Source organism: Paenibacillus alginolyticus DSM 5050 = NBRC 15375, assembly GCF_000422905.1.
In the GTDB taxonomy this organism is placed as follows: Bacteria; Bacillota; Bacilli; order Paenibacillales; family NBRC-103111; genus Paenibacillus_E; species Paenibacillus_E alginolyticus.
The window spans coordinates 70,579-79,495 of sequence record NZ_AUGY01000035.1 but is presented as its reverse complement, the minus strand read 5'-3'; the positions used below and the strand labels follow the sequence as shown (position 1 = coordinate 79,495).

Below are 8,917 nucleotides of genomic sequence, written 5' to 3'. Positions count from 1 at the left end.
CCCCCCTCAAGATGAGATTTCCCAGTATGTAAGACCCCTTGTAGACGACGAGGTTGATAGGTTCGAGGTGGAAGTGCAGCAATGCATGCAGCTGACGAATACTAATCGGTCGAGGGCTTAACCATATATAGGGATCTTTGACGAAAGTCAAAGTCTCTCTGATCAGCTGACTAAGCAGTTGTTCAACTTTACGCAAGTTTCGTATCTAGTTTTCAAGGCGCAAACCACGCTTTGACTGTTTGGTGATGATGGCGGAGGGGACCCACGCGTTCCCATCTCGAACACGACCGTTAAGCCCTCCAGCGTCGATGGTACTTGAACCGCAGGGTTCTGGGAGAGTAGAACGTTGCCAAGCACTTATAAAAGAGTCTTTTTGGAAGAAATTCCAGAAAGTCTCTTTTTTTACATCAGTACAATGCGACATATTAAACCATACTAGCCCTATGAGGAGGGATTAATATGGGTGTATCGATCTACAGGAGATGTTTGCGTGTTTTGTTTCTTGGTTTCTTAGTGATACAGATAGCAAGTGGTTGCTCGGCAAAGATGGACTCCATCAAGGATGCTACAGATCCGCTAGGCGCTTTGAACAATTTAGGGAAAACAATGCCCATCTCAATCAAAGATGCGAAGCAACTGTCTTCCGATGAGGTCAAGAATACGCCTCAAAAACCTGAGAAGCAGATTGTCAAAGGGATTTACGTATCTGCCTGGTCAGCGGTAGGCAATAAATTTGAGCAACTGATTGACCTAGTGGATCAAACTGATTTGAATGCGATGGTTATCGATGTAAAGAATGATTCGGGACAAGTTACATATCCATCAACGGTTCCTTTGGTGAATGAGATAGGGGCGAATAGCCACGTTATTATTCGTGATCTGAAAGCCACACTTCTAAGGTTAAAGGAGAAACACATATATACGATTGCACGTGTCGTTGTTTTTAAAGATCCCTATTTGAGCATGAAAAAAAGTAGTTATGCCATGATGACTCAAGCGGGGAACGTGTGGAAGGATAGTAAGGGAACGGCTTGGGTGGATCCCTATAAGGAAAAAGTGTGGGAATATAACATTCAAGTTGCTAAGGAAGCCGCTTTATTAGGTTTCGATGAAATTCAGTTTGATTATGTGAGATTTCCTGAGAACGGTAAGAAAGTAGATCAAGAGGTTAAATTCGATAACCCTAATCATTGGACGAAAGCGCAGGTAATTGAGAATTTCCTCAAGAAAGCTAAAGAACAAATTGGTGGACAAGCTTATTTATCTGCTGATGTCTTTGGATTAACCACTTCGTCTGATAATGATATGGGCATTGGACAAGATTGGTCGATGATCAGTAAGCAAATTGATTATATCTCACCTATGTTGTATCCCTCTCATTATACAAGTGGGGTATATGGGATTAAGAATCCGGATTTACAGCCCTATGCGGTTATTCGTAAAGCGATCAGCGATGCAAATGGGAAGAACCAGCTTTTATTGAAATCAGATAGCCATATTGCGGAAATAAGACCGTGGTATCAAGATTTTACAGCTACTTGGGTAAAACCGCATAAGAAATATGGAACGATTGATGTTAAAGAGCAAATTAAAGCGGCTAAGGAGCAGGGGGTGGAACAATTTTTATTGTGGAACTCGAGCAGCACGTATTCGTATCGTTAACGGAATTGACTTATTCAGGCCGAAGGTTATCCGGTAGACTTGTCCTTTTCCTTGACACGAAAAATAGGCTTTTGTTAAGATTGCAATCATATAACAAAACGAATGAGAAGATTCATTCGAACAAAGCTTTCTTTCATAGAGAGCGCTAAGGAGGAATACGTGTTGTGAGGGAAGACAAGTTTGGTAAGGAAGGGTTAACGTTTGATGATGTATTGTTGGTGCCGAGAAAGTCTGAAGTGTTCGGTAAGGAGATCGATGTTTCAACCGTGCTCGCGCCTCATGTGAAATTAAATATCCCATTTATTAGCTCTGCTATGGATACTGTTACGGAGTCCGCGCTTGCGATTGCGATGGCACGAGAAGGTGGTATCGGGATTATCCATAAGAATATGTCCATTGAGCTTCAAGCTGAGCATGTTGACCGTGTTAAAAGATCAGAGAGTGGCGTTATCACGAATCCTTTCTCCCTTACACCGGAGCATCATGTTTATGACGCAGAAGAACTGATGGCGAAATACCGCATTTCTGGTGTACCGATTGTGAATGAAGCGAACAAGCTGGTGGGGATTTTAACGAACAGAGACTTGCGTTTCGTGCATGATTATTCCATCAAAATTAAAGAAGTAATGACTCAGGAAGATCTGGTTACGGCTCCTGTGGGGACTACGCTTCAGCAAGCGGAAGGTATTCTTCAAAAGCATAAAATTGAGAAACTGCCTTTGGTCGATGAGAATTTTGAGCTTAAAGGTTTAATCACCATTAAAGATATTGAGAAGGCCATTCAGTTCCCTAACTCCGCTAAGGATGCACAGGGTCGTTTAGTCGTAGGCGCAGCTGTAGGTGTTGCTAAGGACGTTATGGAGAGAGCTGCAGCTCTTGTAAAAGCCGGCATCGACGTGATTGTCGTAGATTCTGCGCATGGTCATCACATTAATATTGCAGAAACTGTGAAAAAGCTTAGAGCACAATACCCGGAGCTGCCTATCATCGCAGGAAATGTAGCCACAGGTGAGGGTACACGTGACCTCATTAAAGCTGGAGCATCCATGGTGAAGGTTGGTATTGGGCCTGGATCCATTTGTACAACAAGGGTAATTGCGGGAATTGGTGTCCCTCAAATTACAGCTATTTATGATTGTGCGCAAGCAGCTGCAGAGTTTGGAGTCCCTATTATCGCAGATGGCGGTATCAAATACTCCGGTGATGTTGTCAAAGCGATCGCGGCCGGAGCCAGTGCGGTTATGATCGGTAGTCTTTTTGCTGGAACGGATGAGAGTCCAGGTGAATCGGAGATTTTCCAAGGGCGTAAATTCAAGGTGTACCGGGGTATGGGCTCCTTAGGGGCGATGAAGGAAGGCAGCAAGGACCGTTATTTCCAAGAGAACGAGAGCAAGCTTGTTCCTGAAGGTATCGAGGGTCGTGTAGCTTATAAAGGGCCAATGGCAGATACCGTATATCAACTCGTTGGCGGTCTTCGCTCAGGTATGGGGTACTGTGGTGCCCGCAATATTCAAGAACTTATTCATGATACGCAGTTTATTCGAATTACGGGTGCAGGCTTAAAAGAAAGCCACCCGCATGATATTCAAATTACCAAAGAAGCACCTAATTACTCGTTGTAATTTGTCACAATATGGATGAAATTGGAGGCGTGGGAATTGAACCTACGTCTTCTTTTTTTTGTCTAATGGGGTGTGGTACAATATAACGTGTTATTACATCACTAGGGAGAGTGAAATTGTGAGATTTTTAAGTTTTACAAAGAAAAAGGTTGCTTTGGTGCTAGGTGTTAGTTTAATTGCTCAATCCTTACTTTTACATATACAACCAACATATGCCGCGGATACCAAAGCACCAGCAGCCACGACTGCACCAGCAGCCCCAGCGGCCTCAACGACACCAACGCCAGCTAACAATGAACCTAAAGTAGCAGCTAAATCTGCCATTATTATGGAAGCAAGCACAGGAGCTGTGCTCTATGAATTTAATGCGGATGAAGCTTTCCCTCCGGCGAGTATGGCTAAAATGATGACAGAATATCTTGCGATGGAGAGTATTAAAGAAGGTAAATATAAATGGGATTCTCCCGTTACAGCAAGTAAAAATGCTGCGGACGTCATAGGTTCAGGTCAATTGATTGCCGCTAATGAAACCCTGACCTTTAAAGATATGTTTAATGCAATGTCCATCTACTCCGCGAATGATGCTTCCGTGGCTTTTGCAGAATTACTCGGAGGTACGGAAGAGAATTTTGCGAAAATGATGAACGAGAAGGCCAAACAACTTGGTATGTCGGACAAAGCTCATTTCATTAGCGCTACTGGACTTTCACGTGCCGATCTCAAAAATCCGCCGACTTCTATTGAAGGCGAGACCAAAATGACTGCGCGAGATGCCGGCATTCTGGCCTATAATATCCTTAAAGATCATAAAGAAATTCTTGAATTCACGAAAATCCCATCTTTAAAATTAAGAGCTACGGATAAAACGCCAATGATCAATTGGAACTGGATGCTAGAAGGAAATCAGAGCAACACGAATTTGAAAAAGTATGCTTATCAAGGTTTAGACGGTTTGAAAACTGGTTCTACCGATGATGCAGGGTACTGTTTTACAGGGACTGCTGAACGAAACGGAATGCGTCTTATCTCCGTTGTCATGGGTACCAAAACAGAACCGGAGCGTTTCAACGAAACGAGAAAGCTGCTCGATTATGGATTTAATAATTTCGAAATTAAACCTTTCCTTAATGCTAAGCAAGAAATAGATTCATTGAAATTCGTAAACATTAAGAAAGGCGTTCAAACACAAGTGCCTCTCGTGACAAAAACAGGTCTGACGTTCGTCGCTCGAAAAGGTGCGAAAGATACAGACTTTAAAATTACGGCAGAGCCACTGGAAGAGAGTAAGCTCGTAGCTCCTATTACGAAGGGCGATGCGCTCGGTAAAGTGAAGGTAAGCTACAATGGACAAGATAAAACTGTTGATCTAATCGCCAATGATGATGTACAAAAAGGCAGCTGGATTCGTCTCTTGTTCCGCTCGTTCACGAACTTCTTCAGCGATATGTTTAAAGGGATTAAAGGCGGTTCCTAGACCAGAAAATGGGTTGTATATTAACCCTCCTTCATGTAAAATAATTGTTTAGAAGATTTACTATCGAATCGTGTAGGTAACTGCATGAAATTGGCATAGAAGCTATAGGAGGAAATAAAGAATGGAAACAGGAACTTCCCGCGTTAAAACTGGTATGGCCGAAATGCAAAAAGGCGGCGTCATCATGGACGTAATGAACGCCGAGCAAGCTAAAATCGCAGAAGCAGCTGGCGCGTCCGCAATTATGGCGCTAGAGCGCGTACCCGCTGACATTCGTGCAGCTGGTGGCGTTTCCCGTATGGCTGATCCTTCAATTGTTGAAGATGTGATGAGAGTAGTATCCATTCCGGTTATGGCGAAAGCAAGAATTGGACACTTCGTTGAAGCGAAAATTCTTGAATCCCTAGGCGTTGACTATATCGATGAGAGTGAAGTACTTACACCTGCGGATGAAGTATTCCACATCAACAAACGTGATTTCACGGTTCCTTTCGTATGTGGTTGCCGCGATCTTGGTGAAGCTTTGCGTCGTATCGGTGAAGGTGCTTCCATGCTTCGTACCAAAGGTGAGCCAGGAACGGGCAATATCGTAGAAGCTGTTCGTCATATGCGTACAATTCAAGGTCAAATTCGCAAAATCCAAGGGATGTCCAAGGATGAATTGATGTTTGAAGCGAAAACACTTGGCGCTCCTTATGAGTTGCTTCTACAAGTTCACGAAACAGGTAAATTGCCTGTTGTTAACTTCGCTGCTGGCGGTGTTTCCACACCTGCAGACGCAGCGCTTATGATGCACCTTGGATCTGACGGTGTATTTGTTGGATCTGGTATTTTCAAATCCGATAACCCTGAGAAATTCGCGAAAGCGATTGTTGAAGCCGTAACTCACTACACAGACTATAAATTGATTGCAGAAATCTCCAAAAACCTGGGTGCCCCTATGAAGGGAATCGAAATTTCCAAGCTGCAAGCTTCCGAGCGTATGCAGGAGCGCGGCTGGTAATGACGAAGATCGGAGTTCTCGCGCTGCAAGGCGCGGTAGCAGAACATATTCGTGGGATCGAGAAGGCTGGCGCCGAAGGCGTCGTTGTCAAACGAACCGAGCAGCTAGCTGATCTTGACGGGATTATTTTACCTGGTGGAGAGAGTACAACAATCGGCAAGTTAATGCGCACCTATGGTTTCATTGATGCGCTGAAGGAATTTTCCGCCGCGGGCAAGCCGATTTTCGGCACCTGCGCGGGGTTGATTGTCATCGCGAAAGAGATCACCGGACAGCCTGAAGCTCACCTTGAGTTGATGGATATCACGGTTGCTCGCAACGCGTTCGGTCGTCAACGCGAAAGCTTTGAGACGGATTTGCCGATCAAAGGCATCGACGAGAACGTTCGCGCTGTCTTTATTCGGGCCCCACTCATCGAGAAGGTGGGACCGGGGGTAGATGTACTGGCTACGTATGACGGCCAGATCGTCGCGGCGCAGCAAGGGCATCTCCTTGCGGCGTCGTTCCACCCAGAGCTGACAGACGACTTCCGTCTGCACAGCTATTTCTTAGACATGGTAAAACAAAGACAAGCATAATTGATGGTACAAGCACCTTGATCTCACCGGATTATAGCCGGTAAAGGTGCTTGCTTCCATATTCTAACCATTTTGCGCTAACGGAGGAATCTCCTTGTTTGATGTAAAGTTACTTCGAAGTGATCTGGCAGCTGTGCAAGCTGCAATGCAAAACCGCGGTAAACAAATTGAAGAGTTGAACGGCTTCACGGAATTAGATTTGAAGCGTAGAGAGCTCTTACAAGAAACGGAGCAACTCAAAAACCGCCGAAATACGGTATCCCAAGAGGTAGCTGGGCGCAAAAGATCTGGCGAGAATGCGGATGAGCTGATCCAAGAAATGAAAGTCGTCGGAGACCGCATTAAAGAGCTCGATGACGAGATCCGCGTACTGGACGAGTCCTTACAGCAGATCTTGCTCTCCATCCCGAATATGCCCCATGCAAGCGTTCCTGTGGGCCGCACGGAAGAAGAGAATGTGGAACTGCGCCGAGTAGGCGAGATTCCACAATTCGATTATGAAGTGAAGCCGCACTGGGAAGTAGCGCAAGAGCTGGGCATACTGGATTTCGAAGCTGCGGCGAAGGTGACGGGTTCGCGTTTCGTTTTCTATAAAGGGTTAGGTGCAAGGCTGGAGCGTGCATTGATTAACTTCATGATGGACCTGCACAGCGATGAGCATGGGTATGAAGAGATGCTGCCTCCCTATATCGTTAACCGTGAGAGCTTGACGGGAACAGGGCAGCTTCCTAAGTTTGAGGAAGATGTGTTTAAAATTGAGAATTCGGATTATTTTCTTATTCCGACAGCGGAAGTACCGGTTACGAATTATCATCGGGAAGATATTCTTACAAACGAGCAGCTTCCGGTTAATTTCGTTGCATTCAGTGCCTGTTTCCGTTCAGAAGCTGGATCTGCAGGTAGAGATACACGCGGCTTAATCAGACAGCACCAATTCAACAAAATTGAGCTTGTTAAGCTAGTTAAGCCCGAAGACTCCTACGATGAGCTGGAGAAGCTTACAGGGCATGCTGAGCGCGTTCTACAGCTGCTTAAGCTGCCTTACCGTGTGCTATCACTCTGCACAGGGGATATCGGCTTTACGTCGGCTAAGACGTACGATCTGGAAGTATGGCTGCCTAACAGCGGCGCGTACCGTGAGATTTCCAGCTGCAGTAACTTCGAAGACTTCCAAGCTCGCAGAGCGAATATTCGCTTCCGCAGAGATGCGAAGGCGAAGCCGGAATTTGTACATACGCTGAATGGATCAGGCCTTGCGCTTGGTCGTACAGTGGCTGCAATTCTCGAAAATTATCAGCAAGCTGACGGTTCAATAGTGGTTCCTGAGGTTCTCATCCCTTACATGAACAACGTCAAAGTGATTACAAAAAATAGCACTTGATTCTCCTATAAGATCTGTGCTACAATGCTTTTTGTCACTGCACAAGGTTGTCTCCCCACTAGGAGACACCTATCGTGGAGAGGTGGTCGAGTGGTTTAAGGCAGCGGTCTTGAAAACCGCCGAGGTGCAAGCCTCCGTGGGTTCGAATCCCACCCTCTCCGTAACCATGGTAATACCCCAACCAAGAAGTCATGCGATTCTTCAAGAATCGTGTGGCTTTTTTTGTTGTTTTTTTACATGGATAAAAGACGGGTGGGCTCCGCATTTTATACATGTGGAGGTGTTACCTATGAGCAAAGCTGACAAGCCAACGATTAATCAAGCTGAATTGGTAAATGAGTGGATGACGGTACTCCCGACAACGCTGCAGCCAACCGATCAGGCGCGTGTATGGGCCGATGAGGCCGATCCTCAGGCACTGAGGGTTCATATAATGGCGGCGGGGCATACGGGCTATACAATCGATTTTAAAGTCACCTACGTGGACGACAGAGAAGTAATGGTCGAACTGACTGATGTGCAGCAGGGCACTACACACATTGATGAGACCAGCGAAATTGTGCAAACTTTGGTGGATGATTACGTTCGCCATATCCATGAATGCGCACAAGCCTTGCAGAGAGTAACACACGCCTAAAGGGCGAAGGAGGAGTTCACAGTGACAAGACAAAGAGCTGTTGATAAAAATTTGCAGAATGTAGCGAAAGATTTTGAAGCTAGCCCTGTTAACAGCCATCAGGCTCAGCAAGTGCAGCAGCAAGTCAATGATCATAGACATCAAGATGCATTAAACCATGACAAGAATAGGGGTAACCACTAAAATGGCTAAACAGAAATCTTATTCCGCAGGGGATAGTCTGGTAGAAAACGGTTCAGTAAAGAATAGTGATCGTAATAATAGTCCAAATCCACTATCAGGATCTAAGAAAGTAAAGAATCAGAATCACTCTAGGGGTACTCATGGGGAAGGCCAGGGACACGGGCATTAAATAAGAATTGTTTAGAAAAAAATCTTTACAAAATGTTTAAAAACCGAAGACCCGGACATACTATATTTTGTCGGTGAGCAGAGAGGTGTGGTTCCGTTGGAGCGTTTAGCGAAAGGGAAACAACCGTTGCATAGAGGACTTTTCTACCTGTTATAATCAGGCTGGAGGGGATGTGCCAAAGACACTTACCGTGTTTTATAAGCAGATT

Annotated in this window: 9 protein-coding genes, 1 tRNA gene and 2 rRNA genes; all 12 read left to right on the top strand. The window is 45.2% G+C overall.

Annotated elements, in window-relative coordinates; genetic code table 11:
* A 23S ribosomal RNA gene (locus G519_RS0116705) occupies positions 1–125 on the top strand; the annotation flags it as partial.
* 113 nt (positions 126–238) lie between these two features.
* Positions 239–355 (top strand): 5S ribosomal RNA (gene rrf / locus G519_RS0116700).
* Between the two features lie 104 nt (positions 356–459).
* Positions 460–1,662 (top strand): putative glycoside hydrolase, encoded by a 1,203-nt coding sequence (locus G519_RS43280; protein ID WP_244280139.1) that lies wholly within the window; start codon positions 460–462, stop codon positions 1,660–1,662.
* Positions 1,663–1,826: 164 nt separating this feature from the next.
* The gene (guaB, locus tag G519_RS0116690; RefSeq protein WP_029195695.1) at positions 1,827–3,284 is read left to right on the top strand and encodes an IMP dehydrogenase; all 1,458 of its coding nucleotides are present in this window, start codon (positions 1,827–1,829) and stop codon (positions 3,282–3,284) included.
* A 118-nt stretch (positions 3,285–3,402) separates the two neighbouring features.
* Entirely contained in the window at positions 3,403–4,758 is a 1,356-nt protein-coding gene (locus G519_RS0116685; protein WP_029195694.1) for a D-alanyl-D-alanine carboxypeptidase family protein, read from the top strand.
* 121 nt (positions 4,759–4,879) lie between these two features.
* Complete coding sequence (gene pdxS / locus G519_RS0116680; RefSeq protein WP_029195693.1) at positions 4,880–5,761, top strand: pyridoxal 5'-phosphate synthase lyase subunit PdxS; 882 nt, start codon at positions 4,880–4,882, stop codon at positions 5,759–5,761.
* Positions 5,761–6,339 (top strand): pyridoxal 5'-phosphate synthase glutaminase subunit PdxT, encoded by a 579-nt coding sequence (pdxT, locus tag G519_RS0116675; RefSeq protein WP_036633183.1) that lies wholly within the window; start codon positions 5,761–5,763, stop codon positions 6,337–6,339. The genes pdxS and pdxT overlap by 1 nt, the downstream gene beginning before the upstream one ends.
* 94 nt (positions 6,340–6,433) lie before the next feature.
* Positions 6,434–7,720: a serine--tRNA ligase gene (gene serS / locus G519_RS0116670; RefSeq protein WP_029195691.1), complete on the top strand. Its 1,287-nt coding sequence runs from the start codon at positions 6,434–6,436 to the stop codon at positions 7,718–7,720.
* Positions 7,721–7,796: 76 nt separating this feature from the next.
* A tRNA-Ser gene (locus tag G519_RS0116665) sits at positions 7,797–7,881 on the top strand.
* Between the two features lie 128 nt (positions 7,882–8,009).
* Positions 8,010–8,357 carry a hypothetical protein gene (locus G519_RS0116660; protein ID WP_029195690.1) on the top strand — a complete coding sequence of 116 codons (348 nt, stop codon included), beginning with the start codon at positions 8,010–8,012 and terminating at the stop codon, positions 8,355–8,357.
* A 21-nt stretch (positions 8,358–8,378) separates the two neighbouring features.
* Positions 8,379–8,540 carry a hypothetical protein gene (locus tag G519_RS51280; protein WP_164826780.1) on the top strand — a complete coding sequence of 54 codons (162 nt, stop codon included), beginning with the start codon at positions 8,379–8,381 and terminating at the stop codon, positions 8,538–8,540.
* Positions 8,515–8,709 carry a small acid-soluble spore protein P gene (locus G519_RS49030; protein ID WP_084160190.1) on the top strand — a complete coding sequence of 65 codons (195 nt, stop codon included), beginning with the start codon at positions 8,515–8,517 and terminating at the stop codon, positions 8,707–8,709. Before G519_RS51280 ends, G519_RS49030 begins: the two co-directional genes overlap by 26 nt.
* The last annotated feature ends 208 nt before the right edge of the window (positions 8,710–8,917 follow it).

Coding starts and splice junctions, on each gene's coding strand:
- G519_RS49030 (WP_084160190.1), top strand. CDS start 8,515: ATGACAAGAATAGGGGTAACCACTAAAATGGCTAAACAGAAATCTTAT.
- G519_RS43280 (WP_244280139.1), top strand. CDS start 460: ATGGGTGTATCGATCTACAGGAGATGTTTGCGTGTTTTGTTTCTTGGT.
- pdxT (WP_036633183.1), top strand. CDS start 5,761: ATGACGAAGATCGGAGTTCTCGCGCTGCAAGGCGCGGTAGCAGAACAT.
- G519_RS0116660 (WP_029195690.1), top strand. CDS start 8,010: ATGAGCAAAGCTGACAAGCCAACGATTAATCAAGCTGAATTGGTAAAT.
- pdxS (WP_029195693.1), top strand. CDS start 4,880: ATGGAAACAGGAACTTCCCGCGTTAAAACTGGTATGGCCGAAATGCAA.